Source organism: Paenibacillus sp. GSMTC-2017 (assembly GCF_016019935.1).
Taxonomy (GTDB): Bacteria; Bacillota; Bacilli; order Paenibacillales; family Paenibacillaceae; genus Pristimantibacillus.
In genome coordinates, this window is the sequence record NZ_JAECMT010000001.1 from 981,138 (window position 1) to 999,237 (window position 18,100).

The 18,100-nt window shown below is 39.2% G+C and carries 21 protein-coding genes and 1 pseudogene; 11 read left to right on the plus strand and 11 right to left on the minus strand.

Features of this window, described 5'->3' with window-relative positions; all coding sequences use genetic code 11:
• Positions 1 to 7: 7 nt before the first annotated feature.
• Positions 8 to 427, minus strand: coding sequence for a cysteine metabolism transcriptional regulator CymR (gene cymR / locus I6N90_RS04600; protein WP_197934296.1), 420 nt, complete (start codon positions 425 to 427; stop codon positions 8 to 10).
• A gap of 156 nt (positions 428 to 583) precedes the next feature.
• On the opposite strand from cymR, the gene mnmA reads away from it, so the two are divergent.
• Positions 584 to 1,711, plus strand: a complete 1,128-nt coding sequence (gene mnmA, locus I6N90_RS04605) for a tRNA 2-thiouridine(34) synthase MnmA (RefSeq protein ID WP_197934297.1) — start codon at positions 584 to 586, stop codon at positions 1,709 to 1,711.
• A gap of 22 nt (positions 1,712 to 1,733) precedes the next feature.
• On the opposite strand, the gene I6N90_RS04610 is transcribed toward mnmA, so the two are convergent.
• On the minus strand, positions 1,734 to 3,107 hold the full coding sequence (locus tag I6N90_RS04610; protein WP_232242526.1) for a hemolysin family protein: 1,374 nt from the start codon (positions 3,105 to 3,107) through the stop codon (positions 1,734 to 1,736).
• Between the two features lie 314 nt (positions 3,108 to 3,421).
• On the opposite strand from I6N90_RS04610, the gene I6N90_RS04615 reads away from it, so the two are divergent.
• Both I6N90_RS04615 and I6N90_RS04620 read left to right on the plus strand, forming a co-directional pair.
• On the plus strand, positions 3,422 to 3,991 hold the full coding sequence (locus tag I6N90_RS04615) for a copper resistance CopC family protein (protein ID WP_197934298.1): 570 nt from the start codon (positions 3,422 to 3,424) through the stop codon (positions 3,989 to 3,991).
• Complete coding sequence (locus I6N90_RS04620) at positions 3,991 to 5,076, plus strand: copper resistance D family protein (RefSeq protein ID WP_197934299.1); 1,086 nt, start codon at positions 3,991 to 3,993, stop codon at positions 5,074 to 5,076. The genes I6N90_RS04615 and I6N90_RS04620 overlap by 1 nt, the downstream gene beginning before the upstream one ends.
• A gap of 71 nt (positions 5,077 to 5,147) precedes the next feature.
• Here I6N90_RS04620 and I6N90_RS04625 read toward each other — a convergent pair whose 3' ends face one another.
• Genes I6N90_RS04625 through I6N90_RS04635 form a run of 3 tightly spaced genes read right to left on the minus strand, consistent with a single transcriptional unit; the run spans position 5,148 to position 7,037 of the window.
• A complete protein-coding gene (locus tag I6N90_RS04625; RefSeq protein ID WP_197934300.1) occupies positions 5,148 to 5,702 on the minus strand; it encodes a YdhK family protein in 555 nt (184 codons plus the stop codon).
• A 43-nt stretch (positions 5,703 to 5,745) separates the two neighbouring features.
• Positions 5,746 to 6,627: a M56 family metallopeptidase gene (locus tag I6N90_RS04630; protein ID WP_197934301.1), complete on the minus strand. Its 882-nt coding sequence runs from the start codon at positions 6,625 to 6,627 to the stop codon at positions 5,746 to 5,748.
• A complete protein-coding gene (locus I6N90_RS04635; protein WP_232242527.1) occupies positions 6,624 to 7,037 on the minus strand; it encodes a BlaI/MecI/CopY family transcriptional regulator in 414 nt (137 codons plus the stop codon). The genes I6N90_RS04630 and I6N90_RS04635 overlap by 4 nt, the downstream gene beginning before the upstream one ends.
• A gap of 141 nt (positions 7,038 to 7,178) precedes the next feature.
• Between I6N90_RS04635 and I6N90_RS25395 the strand changes: the two genes are divergently transcribed.
• From I6N90_RS25395 to I6N90_RS04660, 5 genes and pseudogenes are all read left to right on the plus strand, one after another.
• Positions 7,179 to 7,718 (plus strand): CPBP family intramembrane glutamic endopeptidase, encoded by a 540-nt coding sequence (locus I6N90_RS25395; RefSeq protein ID WP_442950941.1) that lies wholly within the window; start codon positions 7,179 to 7,181, stop codon positions 7,716 to 7,718.
• A gap of 304 nt (positions 7,719 to 8,022) precedes the next feature.
• Positions 8,023 to 8,661 carry a hypothetical protein gene (locus I6N90_RS04645; RefSeq protein ID WP_197934302.1) on the plus strand — a complete coding sequence of 213 codons (639 nt, stop codon included), beginning with the start codon at positions 8,023 to 8,025 and terminating at the stop codon, positions 8,659 to 8,661.
• 176 nt (positions 8,662 to 8,837) lie between these two features.
• Positions 8,838 to 9,187: pseudogene (locus tag I6N90_RS24650) on the plus strand (excalibur calcium-binding domain-containing protein); the annotation flags it as partial.
• Between the two features lie 173 nt (positions 9,188 to 9,360).
• Positions 9,361 to 10,131 carry a Kelch repeat-containing protein gene (locus I6N90_RS04655; RefSeq protein WP_197934812.1) on the plus strand — a complete coding sequence of 257 codons (771 nt, stop codon included), beginning with the start codon at positions 9,361 to 9,363 and terminating at the stop codon, positions 10,129 to 10,131.
• Positions 10,132 to 10,371: 240 nt separating this feature from the next.
• Positions 10,372 to 10,827 carry a hypothetical protein gene (locus tag I6N90_RS04660; protein ID WP_197934303.1) on the plus strand — a complete coding sequence of 152 codons (456 nt, stop codon included), beginning with the start codon at positions 10,372 to 10,374 and terminating at the stop codon, positions 10,825 to 10,827.
• 47 nt (positions 10,828 to 10,874) lie between these two features.
• Here I6N90_RS04660 and I6N90_RS04665 read toward each other — a convergent pair whose 3' ends face one another.
• Both I6N90_RS04665 and dapA read right to left on the minus strand, forming a co-directional pair.
• A complete protein-coding gene (locus I6N90_RS04665) occupies positions 10,875 to 11,072 on the minus strand; it encodes a phage holin family protein (RefSeq protein WP_332262396.1) in 198 nt (65 codons plus the stop codon).
• 33 nt (positions 11,073 to 11,105) lie between these two features.
• Positions 11,106 to 12,023, minus strand: a complete 918-nt coding sequence (dapA, locus tag I6N90_RS04670) for a 4-hydroxy-tetrahydrodipicolinate synthase (RefSeq protein WP_197934304.1) — start codon at positions 12,021 to 12,023, stop codon at positions 11,106 to 11,108.
• A 110-nt stretch (positions 12,024 to 12,133) separates the two neighbouring features.
• Here dapA and I6N90_RS04675 point away from each other — a divergent pair, with 110 nt between their 5' ends.
• Positions 12,134 to 13,036 (plus strand): LysR family transcriptional regulator, encoded by a 903-nt coding sequence (locus tag I6N90_RS04675; RefSeq protein ID WP_197934305.1) that lies wholly within the window; start codon positions 12,134 to 12,136, stop codon positions 13,034 to 13,036.
• A gap of 351 nt (positions 13,037 to 13,387) precedes the next feature.
• Here the strand turns inward: I6N90_RS04675 and I6N90_RS04680 are convergent, their stop codons facing one another.
• On the minus strand, positions 13,388 to 13,918 hold the full coding sequence (locus I6N90_RS04680) for a GNAT family N-acetyltransferase (protein WP_197934306.1): 531 nt from the start codon (positions 13,916 to 13,918) through the stop codon (positions 13,388 to 13,390).
• 106 nt (positions 13,919 to 14,024) lie between these two features.
• Here I6N90_RS04680 and I6N90_RS04685 point away from each other — a divergent pair, with 106 nt between their 5' ends.
• Both I6N90_RS04685 and I6N90_RS04690 read left to right on the plus strand, forming a co-directional pair.
• Complete coding sequence (locus I6N90_RS04685) at positions 14,025 to 14,384, plus strand: winged helix-turn-helix transcriptional regulator (protein WP_332262397.1); 360 nt, start codon at positions 14,025 to 14,027, stop codon at positions 14,382 to 14,384.
• Between the two features lie 74 nt (positions 14,385 to 14,458).
• Positions 14,459 to 15,124, plus strand: a complete 666-nt coding sequence (locus I6N90_RS04690) for an NAD(P)H-dependent oxidoreductase (protein ID WP_197934307.1) — start codon at positions 14,459 to 14,461, stop codon at positions 15,122 to 15,124.
• Between the two features lie 85 nt (positions 15,125 to 15,209).
• Here I6N90_RS04690 and I6N90_RS04695 read toward each other — a convergent pair whose 3' ends face one another.
• The 3 genes from I6N90_RS04695 to I6N90_RS04705 form a co-directional block, all read right to left on the minus strand.
• Positions 15,210 to 16,514, minus strand: a complete 1,305-nt coding sequence (locus tag I6N90_RS04695; RefSeq protein ID WP_197934815.1) for a replication-associated recombination protein A — start codon at positions 16,512 to 16,514, stop codon at positions 15,210 to 15,212.
• Between the two features lie 114 nt (positions 16,515 to 16,628).
• Positions 16,629 to 17,384: a class I SAM-dependent methyltransferase gene (locus I6N90_RS04700; protein ID WP_197934308.1), complete on the minus strand. Its 756-nt coding sequence runs from the start codon at positions 17,382 to 17,384 to the stop codon at positions 16,629 to 16,631.
• Positions 17,381 to 17,785, minus strand: coding sequence for a VOC family protein (locus I6N90_RS04705; protein ID WP_197934309.1), 405 nt, complete (start codon positions 17,783 to 17,785; stop codon positions 17,381 to 17,383). The genes I6N90_RS04700 and I6N90_RS04705 overlap by 4 nt, the downstream gene beginning before the upstream one ends.
• Positions 17,786 to 18,100 lie beyond the last annotated feature (315 nt).

Below are 18,100 nucleotides of genomic sequence, written 5' to 3' on the forward strand. Positions count from 1 at the left end.
GTCCCTTCTAAATGTAAAACATATAGCTATCCTTCTTCTCTTCTTCTTTGTAAACAATCATGTTTTCTAACGTTGTCGAGTCTAATACTTCTGCGATGCTATCACGAATACGTAGCCAAAGATTACGTTTTGCCGGGTCATCCTCTTCTGTAAAATCTACAGGTGAGATTGGCCCCTCCAAAATACGAATAATATCGCCTGACGTAATTTGGGACGGCTCTTTAGATAAGATGTAGCCGCCGTAAGCGCCTCGAATACTTTTCACTAACCCTGCGTTGCGAAGTGGAGCTACTAATTGCTCCAGATAATGTTCAGAAAGTTGGTTTTTCTCAGCAATACTTTTTAGAGAGATTGGGCCTTCTCCAAATTTCATTGCAAGCTCCATCATGATTGTAAGACCGTAACGGCCCTTCGTTGATATTTTCAAGGTAGCACCTCTCTTTTTAATTCACTGTATTCCCATTATCCATCTATGTTAACATATTGTCCATGCGCCGTGTGCAAAAAGGTTCATATCTTCATGAAAAACTTCTTGTCCTATGGTACAATAAGGTCAGTTTCAATCAACTAGGTGGTGGTACAGGTGAAAAAATCAAACGCTGAAACCCGCGTCGTCGTTGGGATGTCGGGGGGTGTCGATTCTTCAGTTACTGCATTGCTTCTAAAGCAGCAGGGTTATGATGTAATCGGCATATTTATGAAAAATTGGGATGATACCGACGAGTTCGGTCATTGCACTGCGGAGGAGGACTCCGAAGATGTCCGCCGTGTATGCGACCAGATTGGCATTCCTTATTATACCGTTAATTTCGAACGGCAATATTTCGATAAAGTATTCACCTATTTCCTAGATGAATATAAGCGGGGACGTACACCAAATCCAGACGTTATGTGCAATCGGGAGATTAAGTTTGGCGACTTCCTAAATAAAGCTCTGGAGCTAGACGCCGATTATTTGGCAACTGGACATTACGCTCGCGTTGAGCGCGATGAAGACGGTACGACTAGACTTCTACGCGGTATAGATACGAACAAAGACCAAACGTATTTCCTTAGTGCACTTAATCAGACGCAATTAGCTAAAGCAATGTTTCCAATTGGACATTTGCCGAAGCCGGAAGTTCGCAGAATAGCAGAAGAGGCTGGCTTGTACACAGCGAAGAAAAAGGACAGCACAGGCGTTTGTTTCATCGGCGAACGCAACTTCAAAGAGTTTCTTAGCGGTTTTCTACCAGCTAAATCAGGTGATATGGTCGACATTCGTACTGGCGAGAAAAAAGCTCGTCACGACGGTCTTATGTACTATACACTCGGCCAACGTCAAGGACTTGGAATCGGCGGTTCTGGTACAGGTTCTGGCGAACCATGGTTCGTCGCAGACAAAGATCTAGAGAACAATATTCTTTACGTTGTTCAGGGTGAAACCCATCACAGCCTCTACTCAGAGAGTTTGATTGCAAGTGGCATGAACTGGATTGTTCCTCGCGAGATTGGTGAAACTTTCAGGTGCCATGCTAAATTCCGTTATCGTCAGCCGGATCAAGGCGTTACTGTGACGATACAATCAGATGGCGGTGCAGATATCGTATTTGATAAGCCACAGAAAGCTGTTACACCGGGGCAAGCAGTTGTCCTCTATGATGGTGAAGTTTGTCTTGGCGGCGGTACTATTGATATCGTCAACAAAATTTCTTCTGAAGTGACTAGTTAGATTTAACGAAATAACAAAGGGCTCAACTAGGAAATTGGTCGTTTCCCTTGAGCCCTTTGTTATGTTCATTTTCATGTACTAGTTGTTCTATCTCGGCAACACACTTGATTCGGATACGTGTAATTCGCAAATGTTGCATTTCCTCGATCTGGAATTCATATGCACCTTCCTTATATATCGGATAATTATAGAGTGGCGGAAAGTGCATACGAGCATACATTAAGCCGCCAATGGTATCGTATTCGTCCGTCTCAATTGTAGTCCCGAAGAAACTATTTATTTCTTCGATTAACATGAGCCCACTAACTGAAAATGTACCATCTTCCCGCTTCACGATACTTGCAACATCAGGATCAAATTCATCCTGGATGTCCCCCACAATTTCCTCCATAATATCCTCTAGAGTAACTAAACCAGACGTTCCACCATATTCATCGATTAGAATAGCAATCTGTGTCTTCTTTACTTGCATAAGCCGGAGCAGTGTACTGATTGGAATCGTTTCCGGAACCGACGTAATTGGTCTCATGAGCGTAGAAATATCTGCAACACTCTGCGCAGTATGTTTAAGTAAATCTTTTATATGAACAAAACCAACAATGTTATCTTTATCATTTTCGCAGACAGGATATCTTGTTCTCATATATTGAATGGCTATCGATTTATTGGCGTGTAGGGATAAATTCGTTTGCAGACAAATCATTTCTGTACGGGGGATCATTACTTCGCGGGCTGTTGTTTCGGTGAATTCAAAAATATTGTCGACGAGCGTAAGCTCGGTTTGGTTAATATAACCCCGCTGATGACTTTCTTTCAGAAGATTTCGTAAATCCTCCTCCGTATTTGCGGTTTCCTGTTCCTTTACTGGTTCCATTCCAAATCTCTTTAACACATATTTTGTGATTCTATCAACCAAACGTATACAAGGTGAAAGTATCTTATAAATCATGTAAAATGGTTTTGAGATAACGAGTGTAATTTTTTCCGAATAAACGATTGCTATTGTCTTAGGCACAAGTTCTCCCATAATGAGATGAAGACAAGTTATCAAACCGAATACCCCTATAAACGATACAAAAAACGTTACTTCACTACTCATTATGTTTAGTAGGATAAGCCAATCTACGACCCATTTCGAAGCTATACTAGCTCCAATCCAGCCAATTGCTAACGACGATATCGTTATACCGAGCTGGCAAATGGATAAATACGGGTCAACACTGCTCAGCATCCCTATTGCAAGCTTCATCCTTATTACGTCCCCTGCAGCGATAAGCTGAATTCGATTCACTTTCGCTCTCATGAGCGCATACTTTGCAACTACAAAAAAACCGTTTATTCCAATCAGCATAAGCGCAACTAACACCGAAAAGCCCAGTGGAAAAAGTTCACCCAACGCATCCCTGTCAATCGTGTCCAATAAGCAGACCAAGCGACAACAGGTGCACCTCCCTTTTGAAAACAAAACTTCTAAAGAAGCTTTGTGTAGTTAATCATATGTATTCATATTCATAAGAGCTTAACCTTTATGCGTGATGTGACAAGAATAGAAGCACTTTCTTTTGATTTGCTCCATTCAAGAAATGTTCATAACTCCGCAACGAAATGCTCACGTATAAGAAACCTACCCCTGTACAAGTTTGATATAATACTAAAAGTGAATGTCAATAAATAACGAATGTTCGCAACAATTGAAAGGTGGCGTTTTTTATGATGAAACGAATTGTATTTATGGTATTAACTTTGGTCCTTCTTATTCCGGGAGCTGTTATGGCTCATTCCAAACTTGAAACAGCTGTACCTGCTAAGGACTCTACTGTTGAAGTATCTCCGACATCTATTGAAATGAGCTTCGATACAAAAATCGAATCTCTTAGCAACTTTAAGTTACACAATGCTGCTGGGGATCAAATCGAGACAGGTAAAGCAGAAGTAGACGGTTCAACTATGAAGGGTTCACTAGCTGACCCGCTTGAAAACGGAACGTATACGGTTAAATGGACGATTATTGGAGCAGACGGACATTCTGTAAAAGGAGATTACTCCTTTACTGTAAATGCTCCTGTAGCTGTAGAACCTTCACCAGAAGCTTCAGCAAATGTTACAAGCCCAGAACCTACTGCAACTCCTTCACCAGAAGCGACAGTTGCACCTGTGCCAACAAAGTCACCTGCTGATCTTAAAGAAGAGAGTAAGTCTAATGCTAATCTACTCTTCATTATAGGTGGTATTATCGTTGTTGCGGCTGTCATTGTTGTGCTGCTTCGGAGGCGCAAATAATGATTTATTTAAGTGAAGGACTGCTTTACATTAGCTTTGCAATTTTAGTGGGATCTTTGCTGCTTCGGCTTGTGCCGGAGCATGCAAGGCCTGCAGTACATGTGCCAAATACGTTATTGCTTGCATGTGCCATAGCAATTCCTATATTGTCCTTCGTGCCACTACATAAGCTCGCTCAGTTATTTGCGAAAGAATTTGAGATGTCCTATGTGGACATGATGAAGAGTTTATTGCTAGAAGTGAACTCAGGAAAAGCTTGGATTTGGACAACTGTTGGTTCAATCGGACTTGCAGTTCTACTTGGTTTAAAATCATTCCGCAACGACAAACATACGCCGAAAGTCGCGTTATTTGTTACTCTTTTACTCATCGTCTGGTTAGGTTATGCAAGTCACGCTTCTGCATTAAGTTCCTTTAAAGGGATAGTCGTACATACGTTGCATTTCCTCGGTTTCAGCGTCTGGATCGGTATATTATTTGTGGTTAGCTGGTTTGCGAAGGATGAAAACAATTGGACTCCATTTCTTAAATGGTTCTCCCCAGTTGCAATTATATCTGTACTTATTACTTTAATTGCAGGGTTCACTTTGATGACCTTTACTACTCCACAATATGTTAACGCTTGGATGATTCCTTATGGTCAAATGTTACTTATTAAACATGTGCTCATCTTGCCGCTACTCTTATTTGCGTATACGAATGGATTCGGCTACAAGCGAGCGGCTAAGTTAAATAGCGACTTTAATCCGAAGCGATGGCTAAAAATTGAAAGTATTATTGCCCTGCTTGTTCTTGCCGCAACCGCTATTATGGGGCAACAATCACCACCTCATAATTTGCAAGAAACGTTGCAATCGGTTTCACCATCACCTCTTTTTACAGCCATTTATAAAGGTTCATTCAGTCCAGATATGTTGTTGCAATTTACTATCCAATTGGAAAGTGTATTAATGTTTGTTGCAGCATTAATTATGATTGCTGGTGTTATTTGGACTCACCGATCAAATCGACTCATCCCTTCTTTTATGATGGGTGTGTTGTCAGCAGTGTTCCTTTACTTCGGACTCATGTTTTCTATTGCGTAAAATAGAAAAACCATCAGCCCACACATTTGTGTGTAGCTGATGGTTTTTTTGATTCGTACAATTACTATCTGTTACTTCTTAGCTTTAAGTTCGCTTTCAGTAACCCATTTATGGTTAGTAACTTTTTCGCCACCTGTTGTAGGTACGTAATCAACCATATATACTGTCGTTTGCTCCGCTGTATCAATAATAGCGATAGCGTCTTTCATGCCATTCATATGATCCGCTTCCAAAACAACTTCCGCACCTGGCTTATAAGGATCATTACTTCTGTTCTTAATTTCTTCGTGGATTACCCACTTATGATTGGTAACACGTTCGCCGCCAGATGCAGGTGTATAAGATACAGCATACACGGTTGTAGCATACGCCCCCACTATCGTCGCTTCAGCTCCATTCATACCAGCCATATGATCCGAAGTCATTAAGGCTTGGCTACCGACCGGGTAAAGCGGATTATTTGCTGCTTCTAACGTTTCAGGAACTTCTCCCGAGCTAGAGTGCGAACCATGATCCATTCCACCCATATTTTCCTCTACTTTTTCACCATTGGACCCATTACCGTTACCACAACCACTGAGTACAAGCGCAGCTGCAATACCAAATATAATCATCTGCTTCTTCATTAATTATCCACTCCATTATGTTATATTTACATCATTATCCGTTCTAAAATAGAAACTTGTGTAACAAAAAGCTGCTACTAACACAACTTATAAACAATAGTGTATTTAAGCTAAATGTCGCTAACGAAATCAATACTGTTCGAGGTTTCCAAATTGGAATTTGAATCTGCCCATCTGGCTCGAGTATTTGCCTAATCCGGTAATTGTTTGTTGTTTCAGTAAATTGGCTGAGAATATGCGAATCTGTTTTTGTTACATGTAGTTTAGCCAACTTTAAAATAACGAAACCGAGCGGCTCACTCGTATTCATCGTTTGTATCGCGTAACGATCTGCGAGTAGTTCAGCTTTTGCATGGTAAAAACCTGTTATTCTTTTCATTATCGGTACAAAAAAGACGATCTCTGCCATCACATCGACGATGTATTTTTTTAAAGGATCACGCATTAATACGTGATGATATTCATGCAACAAGATCGACTCAAGCTCTTGTTTGTTAAAATCATGTAACACTTGAGAAGAAATAATGATAATCGGCTTAAAAAAACCTATTGTCAACGCTTTAAAATTAGCTTCGCGAATAACGATAACTTTATTGTTGCAATTCGGATATTTCGTATTTATGGTTGTCGTTAGTTCGTTGTCTATCTGCGCTAACATCTCTCTTCTAAACTGAAGCGTACGATAAATTTTCCAAAGCGATAGAGGAACTAATCTCAGGAAAAGCAGACTGAATCCGATTGTAATGCTTGTCCCTAAAACGGACTGATGCTCAGACATATTACTCATCGTAAACCAAGGCAACATGATGTTGGTGAAGTGATGTAAGAAGTAAATAATCATCTGAAAAACAACGGACAGACTAAACACGGATACGACTATAAATGCTACTATCATCCCGAATGACGGATTTATTTTAGTTTTCATTTTTGTCTTCGTTCCCTCGCTTCAAGCAACCTTTTTTCAAGCTGCTCAAGCAACGAAGGTTCGATGTCTTCAATTGCTTCTACAAATTGTGAAACAGCAATATTGCCAAACTCTTGGATTAAACCCGTTGCAACCGCTTTTGTTTGTTCCTCCAGAAATTGATCCTTCGTTTGAGTTGGCTCAAACAGTCCATTCCTTGCTTTCGCTTCTTTACGCAAATGTCCTTTTTCCACAAGTCGATTCATGACTGTCATGACTGTATTAAATGCTACTGTTTTGTCTGGCTCTAATTGTGCCTGCACTTCTTTAATTGTTAGTGGCTTAGAAGACCAAAGAATTTGCATAATTTTCGCTTCTAATGCACCAAAAAACTGTGTTAAACCTTCTCCGTCAGCCTTGTAGTTGCTCATCCTTATTTCTCCACCTCCGTTTCACTACATATTGTAGTGAAACGGAGGTGGAATGTCAAATTTACTGGTATTTAACCAAATAGAAAAGGCCACCAACACGATGTAGTTGGCGGCCTTACCTAGCCTTCGATAACCGTAGGTATATGCGAAGAGTTTATTTACTGGAGTTTCTTGTATCAAATTATAATTAGTGACTTTCATTTTCAACCAGAGTGGTCGGATATAATTACAGCACTCATATTTGGACTCAGCCATTTCATGAAAGGATTCAAAGGTATAATTAACTCTTTACTATTTGGACTGATAATGGGTTACTTGTTTTCCGTCACAGGAAGCTTAGTTGTCCCGATCATTATCCATATCCTTTATGATTTAAAACCAATCTACATAAGCAGAATAATTAATCGAACTTCATACACAAATGATACAGGTAGCCAAATCATGTATAAACTATATTTACAATCTCCACCTGGTCTAAATTACGATTTAAATATAGTGTTGAAATTACCTACTGGCCAAATTTTACCTCTTGGATCAGCATCAGATTACGGTCCTGGCGGGCTAGAACAAATGCAGGGAAGTTTAAGTGCAGGGTCGACTCTCTACTTCCTTATAAGAGGACAAAAATCCTCAGATCACTCGGCAACCGCACTATATAATTTTAGTATTGCTCCATATTAAAACAAACAGTAAGTCACCTTAACTAATTGGGTGCCTTTTTTTATATCTCGTCTTCTACTATTTGTTTTTAACCTCGCAAATATTTCCTCAACTGTTGCTTTAAATACCTTAAATGACCTTACTCCAGCGCTTCCACCTTTTCCTATAACCCAAACATAAGGAAACACCTTTAAACGGAATATATCGCAGACTCGTTGAAGAAGGGTTACGATGTGGATGAACATAAATTTTTGGTGAAACCAATAGCCAATTTTGGTATGATAAGACATTGGGGGAAATTATCCCAACTATAGGGGGATATGTAATGAAAAGAATTATTTATTTTTTAACATTATCATCTGTATTACTATTGTCTGCATGTGGAGACGCACAACAAAATCAAACCACAAACAAAACAGTGTTAAATGAAGTAAAATCTCAACCTTCTGCAGTTACCGAAGAAAAAGAAAAAGATCAAACTATTGAAGTAGATAAAGGTTTACTAAGCAATGAAGTTACATTACCTGCTAGCATGTTCAATGGACAAGATTTAGATCAAGTAATTGCAGCAGCAAAAGAAAAAGGAGTAGGCGAAGTCACTAAAAATGCTGACGGTTCACTGACATACAAAATGTCAAAAACCGTATACAATAAGATGTTGAAGGAGCTAAAGGGCACTACTATTGAATACGTTGAGAGTTTAAAAAATGGTGTGGATTATACATCAATTAAAGATGTAACTTATAACGAATCGTTTTCCGAGTTTACATTAATTGTAGATAAAGAAGCATACGAAAGTAGCCTTGATGGGATGGCATCATTAGGATTATTTTTCTCGGCATCTTTATACCAGTTATTCGAAGGAGTTTCTAATGAAAAATTAAAAATTACAGTTAATGTCCAAGATGAAAAAACTAAAGAGATAATCAGCACTAAAGATTTTCCAGATGAGTTGAATAAATAATAAACAAAATATTAATAAGCATACCACCTTCGGGTGGTTTTTTTGTTGCCTCTACCCTTCCCTCAAATTCCACTTATCGCCAATAATCTCAGTTTGATGTAGACTATTAATTACATAAATTATTTTAAAAGAGGCTCAAGAACTTGAAGAAAATCTACGGTTTACTATTAGCTGTAATGCTAGTCACATCGGCATGTAGCACACAAGCTAGTACCAGTCCTACAAATGCACCTACAAATGAACAAAAAGAGCACGACCATGAACTCATATTTCCAAGTGATAAGTACCCCGATACTGCTAAGCACATAATAGCAGCAATCAAAAAAGGTGAGTCCAATATCTGCACAATTGATCGCGAGGGTGCTGATAATAATCGCGAAGATGGCCTATGGCAATGTGTGCCGAGGGTGGTATAGGAGCAGATGTTGTATACGTGGAATCAAGTGATAACCGAGGATCTGGTAGCTGGGTTGGAAATCAACTGACTGATTATCCCGACGGTACTAAGATACTCTTTATTGTAGCTAAACCTACAGCAAAGCCAACAGCCAAACCGAAATCAACTGCTAAACCAACTCCTACTCCTGTTGCTGAAACGGAAGTATATTATAAAAACTGTACTGCTGTAAGGGACGCTGGTGCTGATCCTATCTATGAAGGAACTTTTCGGCAGCAGTCGTAAACAATAAAATTTATATCATGGGTGGAACTAATGCAGGACATTATGTTCAACATGTTGATGAATACGATCCTGCACTAAATGTATGGAGTGTTAAACCCACAAACTTACCGGGATTTAGTTATGGAGAAGTGGAGAGTATTGGAAGTTCAATTTATATATTAGGAGGAACAACTACAACAGAAAGCTATTCTTCAAAAGTATATGAGTATAACCCCGTGGAAAATTCAATAACACAGAAAGCTGATATGGGCACAGGGCGAATTCTTACGAGTAGCACAGTAAATAATGGTAAGATCATGGTTATTGGCGGAGCGGATTCAGCTAATGGAGGAATTTCAATTGGAGTAGTTGAACAGTATAATCCTGTCACAAACAAATGGAGTAATGAACCTGCTTTGCAGACTGCAAGAAGATCTTCCACTGCACAAACAGTGGACAATAGAAGCTTTGTATTTGGTGGAGTTGGTGTTTCCACTTCATACACACTTGATTCTGTAGAAGTATTTACTAATTCTCCAACAGATCCAGTTCAACCACAACCTAGTGGTGATAGAGCAATCTTAACTATTACATTAACTAATGGTGTAGAAAAAGAATATGACCTATCAATGACAGAAGTAACTGCTTTCTTAGATTGGTACGACTTACATAGTACTGGTTCAAGTTATTCTAAGTTCGCAATTAATAAACAAAACAAAAACAAAGGTCCATTCACTAAGCGCACTGAATATGTAATTCATAATAAGATCCTTATCTTTGAAATAAATGAATACAAATTAACTAGTTAATTTTCACAAAAAAAGCCCGCTAACCAATTGGTCGGCGGGCTTTGATTTTATTTCGCCTATCAAAAATATTCAAAAATGTTGCAACTAAATACCGCATAGTTGTGTTTTATTAATAAATATTAGAAATTAATATGATTCTTTTTCTATATTACTAAAGAAATTATTCATTTATTTATTGACAAAAAATATTAATTAGCTTACGATATCATTGAATCTAAATTATTACAAAGGTGGGATAAAATGAAATTTAAACAGTTGTTTTTGACATTACCTTTAGTAGCATCACTATTATTCACTACTACAAGCACTAGCGCATTTAATCCTGATCTTCATGATCCTTATGAACCAAATGACTTCACTTACACTGCATACGTCGTACCTCATAACATGCCTTTCTATCCTGAAACGAAGATTCATGCTTATATCTCCGCCCCACATGATTTTGATTTTTTTAAGTTCACAGCCATTACAAACACTGAACAACGGACTTACTTTGACCCTCCAGATAAACAGGCTTATGTAATATCAGTTTTTAAAGGGAATAGCGAAAGATCACTTCAATCATTTATTGTAAGAAATGATGAGCCAGTTACTATGAGATACCTGGTAGATGCTGGTGAGAGCTATACTATTCTAATTAATGCTCACAGAGATAATGTCGGAAATAACACTGATCCTTATTACCTAATCCCTTAAGATTAAAAGCCCGCAAACCAAAAGGTCTGCGGGCTTCGATTTTATTGCTAATTAACTGATTGTTTAATTAGTTGATGAGACAAGACAGTAACTCCAGTGACCAATACACCTTGCAAAATTCCTTGTACCAAATTGCCAACGACAACGATTCCTCCAGCTACTCCAACGACAAGCAGTACCCATGGGATCGTCCAATCGGCAACTTTAGGCTTTTTCTTCAAAAACAATACCAAAATAAAAAGCACCGGTTTAAATGGACAGATAAATAGAAAAATAAGTTAAGTAGTGCTGATTGTATAACTCTCATTATGAAGAAGATTTTGCATCGTTTGTTCCAATTCCAATTGCAAACTTTTCGTAATCGGAACCATTGGCAAACGGAGTGTGCCAGACGAAATTACACCTTGCTGCGCAAGCAACCATTTTAAAGGTGCTGGGTTCGGTTCTTGGAATAGTTTTGCAATCAATGGAGCCAACGGATCAAATGCCTTTTTAGCTGCTTTAAAATCACCTTGGCTCGCAAGACGAAACACATTGATAAAGTCTTGTGTATTTATATTCGCTGATGCAAGGATACCACCTGCAGCACCTTGACTTAACATCGTATGAAAATAAATGTCATCCCCACAAAGAACTGGTTTAGAACCGCGGCTTGTTAATTCTGACACGAGTGCCGTTCCGCCTGAGCTATCTTTTAAACCAATAACCCCGTCAAGCTCCATAATTCTTAATGTCGTATCTGCAGTTAAGCGAACTCCAGTACGGGCAGGAACCTCATAGGCGATGACTGGAACTCCTACTTCTGCCACTTTTCTAAAGTGTTCAATAATACCTTCTTGTGAAGGACGATTATAATAAGGGACTATAACCATGACAGCATCTGCTCCCAGTTGTCCTGCCCATTCTGTCCGCTTCACAGTAGAGACTGTGTCATTTGTTCCTGTACCTATAACAATTGGCATACGACTATGCTTAGCCAGCATACTTGCCTTTGTCGTCTGTACAAGTTCGACTACCTCATCCCAAGAAACCGTCGGAGATTCACCAGTCGTACCGTTAATAACTAATCCTTGAATGTCTTGTTCTAACAACTTTCCTAAGTAGTTCCGATACGATTCTATATCAAGCTCTGTACTTGGTAAAAATGGAGTTACAACCGGTACATAAATACCCTTTAGATCCTGTTCATTCAGCATCATTTTCCTCCATATGTTCTTTAGTGACTTTATATTATCATGGTAATTTGAATCAGTGTTATCTATAATAAATGATGAGTAGTATCAATAATATTGATAGGTGGATAACGATGGATCTAATCTATTTCCAAACATTCCGAGAGGTTGCCATTCGCCAAAGCTTTACCCGAGCAGCCGAAGAGCTTGGCTATGCCCAGTCCAGTGTTACGACGCAGATTCAGAAGTTGGAAAAAGCTTATAATGTGCAGTTATTTGAGCGATTTGGTAGAGGACTTCGTCTAACATCAGCTGGAGAGGAGTTATTGAAGATTGCTCTTCAAATGCTTGATCTTTATCAGCAGTCTAAGGAAACGCTGACCCAGCAAGGTGGAGGAACTCTTTCGATTGGGACGATAGATTCGTTAGCAGCCTATTATCTTCCGCCTTTAATCCAACAAATTCGACAGAAATATCCCGACCTTGTTATCCGACTTCAGCCAGATCGTGAAACGAACATAGTAAACAAAGTTAGAGAAGGCGAACTTGATATAGGGCTCATACTAGACAATAAACCATCAGATCCAGCACTAGAGTGGACAACGATCAAGGAAGAACCTTTAGTTCTAATAGCCAATCCAGGACATCCATTATCAAAGCTTGATAAAGTAGGTCTCGACCATCTAAGTAGCGTTGAATGGATTATGACAGAGGATAGTTGTAATTACCGTATTATGCTGGAGAAGATTTTACGGGCTAATCGGATCTCCTATCGAATTGGCTTGGAATTAGGTAATCCCGAAGCTATTAAAAGATGTGTAATGGCGGGTTCAGGCATCTCCCTTTTGCCAAAAATGGTAGCTGCAGAAGAAATACGTAGAGGGGAACTTAAAGTTCTTCCATTCGAACACTCCGACATTCGGTTGGATTTGCAAATGGTTATTCATCCGAAGAAGTGGATGTCGCATTCGTTAGCGGAATTTATTGACTTGCTTAAAGATAGTTCGGAAGTTATTCAAAAGTATATAGTTCAATAAACACACTATAAATGGGGCGATTTTATTCGAAAAATAGCTAACCAATTCGTACATCTCTTAGTGTTTTCGGCAATCTTCTATATGTTATTTAAAATTTACAAAGCTTTCGCACAAGATGATTGGTTTCAAACACTTGCAATTACTAATCTAGTGCAATTGATACTGTTATTTATTATTGCCGTTATCTCATTGATAGTTACGGTGAAGTTAATAAAACTGAGCAGGAACGAATAACGAGTGAAAATGTTAGTTAAAATAGATTAGTTTTTAGAACAACATTAAAAAACAGACGACTTCTATCTTTCATCGAATTCGTCTGCTTTACTTTTAGTACCACTTATAACGTCTCTGTTATTTTTTTCTAGCATGATATAAAACATGTTTGTACAAAGGACTATCCTTCTCAACTTTCGGGTGGTTGAAATCTCGTATATAACTCATACCGATTTTCTCCATAACGCCTTTTGAAGATGTATTAATATCGGCTGTAAAGCTATATACATCATTAAAACCTAATACATTAAATCCATATTGCAAACAAGCTGCCGCTCCTTCAGTCGCATAACCGTTACCCCATGCTTCCCTTTTCAGTCTCCATCCAATTTCTATACATGGTGTGAAATCAGCCTCAAAGATTGCTTTATGAAATCCTATAAACCCGATAAACGCTTTGCTTTCTTTAACTTCTACCGCATATAAACCATATCCACATTGCATAAACTCATCAGTAATGGTTTGATAGAACAATTTAGTTTCTTCCACCGATAACGTTTTTGGAAAGTAAGCCATAACTTCTTTATCCCCATTTAATCGACTAAATGGCTCTAAATCTGTATCTTTCCAGTCGCGCAACTGTAATCTCGATGTTTCAATATAAATCATTACACACCTCCTAGCTGATACCTAATTTTCCATGGACTAATTATATATTATCTTGTCCATTCTTTAACTACCCTTTAAACTAAAAATAACAATAATAACCATTGAGGTGAACGAGTTGCTAATAACAACTGATTGTTCAAGAGTGATCTGCCCGGTAGAATACGCATTTGATCTGATTGGCGGTAAGTGGAAAGGCGTTTTATTGTATCATCTTATTGATGGAACGAAACGATTTAACGAGTTTAGAAAAATATATCCGAACATCTCTCAACGAATTCTCACCTTACAACTTAGAGATTTGGAAGAGGCGGGTATTGTTCATCGTGAAGTGTATAAGCAAGTGCCACCTAAGGTTGAGTATTCACTAACCGAATTTGGCAAAACGTTAATCCCCATCATTTTGATGATGAGAGATTGGGGTATAGCACATAAGGAGCACTTTAGTATCAAAATGGTTACCAACTAACAATAATGTGCGTACTTACGTGTTTGATAGGTATAAAATATAATGAGGCTATCGATACATAGGGAGTGACATTCATGTTAAATAAGCCTCAAATATTAGAAGCTTTTCATGCTCGCCATGCAACAAAAGAATTTGATTCAAGCAAAAAAATTAGTGAAGAAGATTTCGCATTTATACTAGAAACTGGCCGATTATCGCCAAGTTCATTCGGTTTTGAACCTTGGAAATTTCTTATTGTCCAAAATGCTGAACTTCGCGAAAAACTACAATCATTTTCTTGGGGTGCGAAAAACCAGCTGTCGACAGCAAGCCATTTCGTCATTTTGTTATCCAGAACAAAGTCGCAGATGGAATCATCTTCAGAACATATACAATATATGATGAAGGATGTGCATTTACTGCCGCCAGAAGTTATTCAAAACTTGACTCATTGGTATGACGAATTTTTGAAAACCGGCTTTGCACTACTAGATAATGAGCGAGCTATGTTCGAATGGGCTAGTCGTCAGACGTATATAGCACTTGGCAATATGATGACGTCTGCGGCATTAATTGGCATTGATTCATGCCCAATCGAAGGCTTTGACAAAAAACAGGCTGAAGATTTGCTGCGATCAGAAGGCTACTTGAATGACGATGAGTTTGGCGTTTCTTGCATGCTTGCATTTGGGTACAGAATACATCAATCTTCAGCAAAAAAACGCAGGCCGATTGAACAAGTTGCTGAGTGGATTAATTAAGGCTATATCGCGATAGTAATGAGAAAACGAGGGTGTTCCTAAAGCCACAGGCTTAGGAACACCCTCGTTCAGAATCGTTACCATTTCATTTCAATCGCCGTTGTTGATTTTGTTTTATTTTATCCTCCATACCTTGCTCTGAAGGCTTATAGAAAGATACTTTCGCAAGTGGATCGGGTAAATATTGCTGCTTCACATAATGATTAGGAAAGTCGTGTGGATACTGGTATCCTCCATGTCCTAGCTCCGATGCACCCTTGTAATGTGTATCACGAAGATGCAACGGAACTTCAGCGTTCCCGCTTCTTTCAATCGAAGTCATAACGTTGCCGATGGCAACGGCTGTTGCATTAGACTTTGGACTTTCAACCGCAAATAGGATCGCTTGCGCAATGTTGTATTTGGCCTCTGGCCAACCTATCTTATGATAAGCATCCATTGCCGTCACAGCCTGCACCATTGCTTGTGGGTTTGCGAGCCCTATATCTTCACTGCATGCAACAATGAGTCTTCTTAAAAAGGTCATCGGGTCCATCCCTAGTCTCTCTACTGCATAGAGGAACCAATATAACGCCGCATCACTCGAACCTCTGACACTTTTATGAAACGCGGACAACACATCGTATTGCGTCGATTGATCGGCTCGAATAGAAGGCTTTCTTACAGATTCCTGTGCAACCTCCAGCGTAATTTTAACAGAACCATCAGGCTCTGAAGGAGTCGTCACCGCAGCAAGCTCCAGCGCATTCAGAGAGCGCCTAATATCGCCGCCAGACATCGCAGCGATATGATCCAACGCTTCCTCCTCGACATTCAACGTCATAAAACCTAACCCTCGATCACGGTCCGCTATTGCCCTTTGCATCGCATCTAGTGAATGTTTCTTCTCTAGTGCTTCTAGTTGAAATAACGTCGAACGCGATAATAGTGCTCCATTCACATGATGAAACGGATTTTCAGTCGTCGCTCCAATGAATACGATAATGCCTTGTTCAACAGCAGGTAGCAGTGCATCTTGACGGGATGTATTGAACCGATGTACCTCATCAAGAAATAATATCGTTTTTTTCCCGTATAACGTCTTATTGCTTCGTGCTCGGTCAATGACTTCTCGAACATCTTTAACGGATGCTTCAACCGCATTTAATTTAACGAAGTCACCTTCGGTTTTCAGCGAAATGATATGGGCAAGTGTTGTCTTTCCGCAGCCTGGAGGGCCATACAACAGAATAGATGACACTTGATCCCCTTCAATTGCTCTTCTAAGCAACTTTCCTTGTCCCACTATATGTTCTTGTCCTATATATTCGTCAAGCGTCTGCGGGCGCATACGATCCGCCAACAAGCGCGCTCTGGGCGTTTCCTCTTCCTGAAAATTAAACAGATCCATGCCAGCGCTCAATCCTTTATGATGGTATAGCAAGATCATAGCATACTAGCACAAATGTTCGCCACACAAGTGTAATTACATAATCGTATATGAAACCTGCATGAACAGTGTCCATTACACTTCACCCCAATAGAGTTCAGTTACATAATCGAGTACAACTACACCACCCTTTTGTGATTTCTCAAAAATGTTACTTAATTCAGCGATCATTGGTTCATAGTTAGGATGCCCTACTGCTGGAATGTAAGATGCGGACAGCAATCTACCCCGTAGTCCTCTTTCGTCTAGTAATTGCTCATAACAGAACTGTTCGCATTTAAGGCTATCCTTTGCAAAATAAGGCCTTAATGAATCTAATGCAGCACTTTTGTGGGCAACCTGCTCATAATCAGTGCCAAATGTTCGAATCAAGTTTTCATATTGCTCTAGAAACGGAGAACCTATTTCTTTTCTAACGTTCCAAATCAGTACAACTTTGCCGCCTGGCTTAAGGATACGTTGAAATTCTAACTTAGCAGCCTCTCGATCAAACCAGTGGTACGCCTGCGCACTTACAATAAAGTCGACCGAATGAGAAGGTATTCCTGTTTCCTCTGCAGCACCGCTAATATGGCGGTAACGTTCTTCCCCGTTCAAAAAGGTGATCGCCGCTTCGCCCATCGCTTTATTAGGCTCTATCCCAATAACTTCACTTCCTCGATCTAGAAGAAGCTTAGAGAAAATTCCGGTTCCAGATCCGAGGTCTGCGATAACACTATCAGCATTAAAACCAACCTCGTCATATAAAAAATTTATCGCTTCTTTCGGATACGTAGGACGAAACTTCACATAATCATCTACACGGTTCGAAAATCTTTCTTTATTGTTCATTTCGCGTCAGCTCCTTCTGAGTTCAACCCTATTTGCTCCAAAAACTCCATCCGATTACCGAACGGGTCATTCAAGAAAAAACGTTGATAACCTTCCTCTAGCCTGATCTCATCATCAATGATAGCTACACCTTGATTAATGAGATTCGTTCTGAGCTGATTCAGCCCTCTGACTTCAAAAGCAAGGTGAGCTTTCCTTGCGGGTATAAAATGTTGTTGTACACCGATATGAACTTCATGGTTTCCACAAAGAAACCATACACCACCTCTAGGCTGCAAACTTTTTGGTTTTTCAATTTCTTGAAAACCCAACATATCGCCAAAAAACTGTCTCGCTTCACTCTCACAACCTTCAGGAGCCGCTAACTGAACATGATGAATACCAACAAAACGATAACTCATACGATCACCACTTTCCTAAAAATGATTGCTTACTCTGCTAGCCATACAGTGGCGGACTCTTTTCCACACCATGTGTTGGTAAATTAAAATATAAGATATTTGATTAAGTTTCATTAGTTGAAACATTGTTTCATTTTAATTCAATAATACCCCTTATCTTTATGGAACTCAATACCAAAATATAAATTTCAGTAAACCATTTGAAAATGTAACGATTGACGTAGTTATCGCATATGCAAAGTGCTATTAAAATAAAATAACCCGCAAGGGAGGATGCTTTTGTCAAAGCGTCCATCTCACGGGTTGCATTCTAAT

Excerpts from the sequence above, each read along its gene's own strand:
- I6N90_RS04615 (WP_197934298.1), top strand. The coding sequence starts at position 3,422 with ATGATGAAACGAATTGTATTTATGGTATTAACTTTGGTCCTTCTTATT.
- I6N90_RS04620 (WP_197934299.1), top strand. The coding sequence starts at position 3,991 with ATGATTTATTTAAGTGAAGGACTGCTTTACATTAGCTTTGCAATTTTA.
- I6N90_RS04625 (WP_197934300.1), bottom strand. The coding sequence starts at position 5,702 with ATGAAGAAGCAGATGATTATATTTGGTATTGCAGCTGCGCTTGTACTC.
- I6N90_RS04630 (WP_197934301.1), bottom strand. The coding sequence starts at position 6,627 with ATGAAAACTAAAATAAATCCGTCATTCGGGATGATAGTAGCATTTATA.
- I6N90_RS04635 (WP_232242527.1), bottom strand. The coding sequence starts at position 7,037 with ATGAGCAACTACAAGGCTGACGGAGAAGGTTTAACACAGTTTTTTGGT.
- I6N90_RS04645 (WP_197934302.1), top strand. The coding sequence starts at position 8,023 with ATGAAAAGAATTATTTATTTTTTAACATTATCATCTGTATTACTATTG.
- I6N90_RS04655 (WP_197934812.1), top strand. The coding sequence starts at position 9,361 with ATGGGTGGAACTAATGCAGGACATTATGTTCAACATGTTGATGAATAC.
- I6N90_RS04660 (WP_197934303.1), top strand. The coding sequence starts at position 10,372 with ATGAAATTTAAACAGTTGTTTTTGACATTACCTTTAGTAGCATCACTA.
- dapA (WP_197934304.1), bottom strand. The coding sequence starts at position 12,023 with ATGCTGAATGAACAGGATCTAAAGGGTATTTATGTACCGGTTGTAACT.
- I6N90_RS04675 (WP_197934305.1), top strand. The coding sequence starts at position 12,134 with ATGGATCTAATCTATTTCCAAACATTCCGAGAGGTTGCCATTCGCCAA.
- I6N90_RS04680 (WP_197934306.1), bottom strand. The coding sequence starts at position 13,918 with ATGATTTATATTGAAACATCGAGATTACAGTTGCGCGACTGGAAAGAT.
- I6N90_RS04690 (WP_197934307.1), top strand. The coding sequence starts at position 14,459 with ATGTTAAATAAGCCTCAAATATTAGAAGCTTTTCATGCTCGCCATGCA.
- I6N90_RS04695 (WP_197934815.1), bottom strand. The coding sequence starts at position 16,514 with ATGGATCTGTTTAATTTTCAGGAAGAGGAAACGCCCAGAGCGCGCTTG.
- I6N90_RS04700 (WP_197934308.1), bottom strand. The coding sequence starts at position 17,384 with ATGAACAATAAAGAAAGATTTTCGAACCGTGTAGATGATTATGTGAAG.
- I6N90_RS04705 (WP_197934309.1), bottom strand. The coding sequence starts at position 17,785 with ATGAGTTATCGTTTTGTTGGTATTCATCATGTTCAGTTAGCGGCTCCT.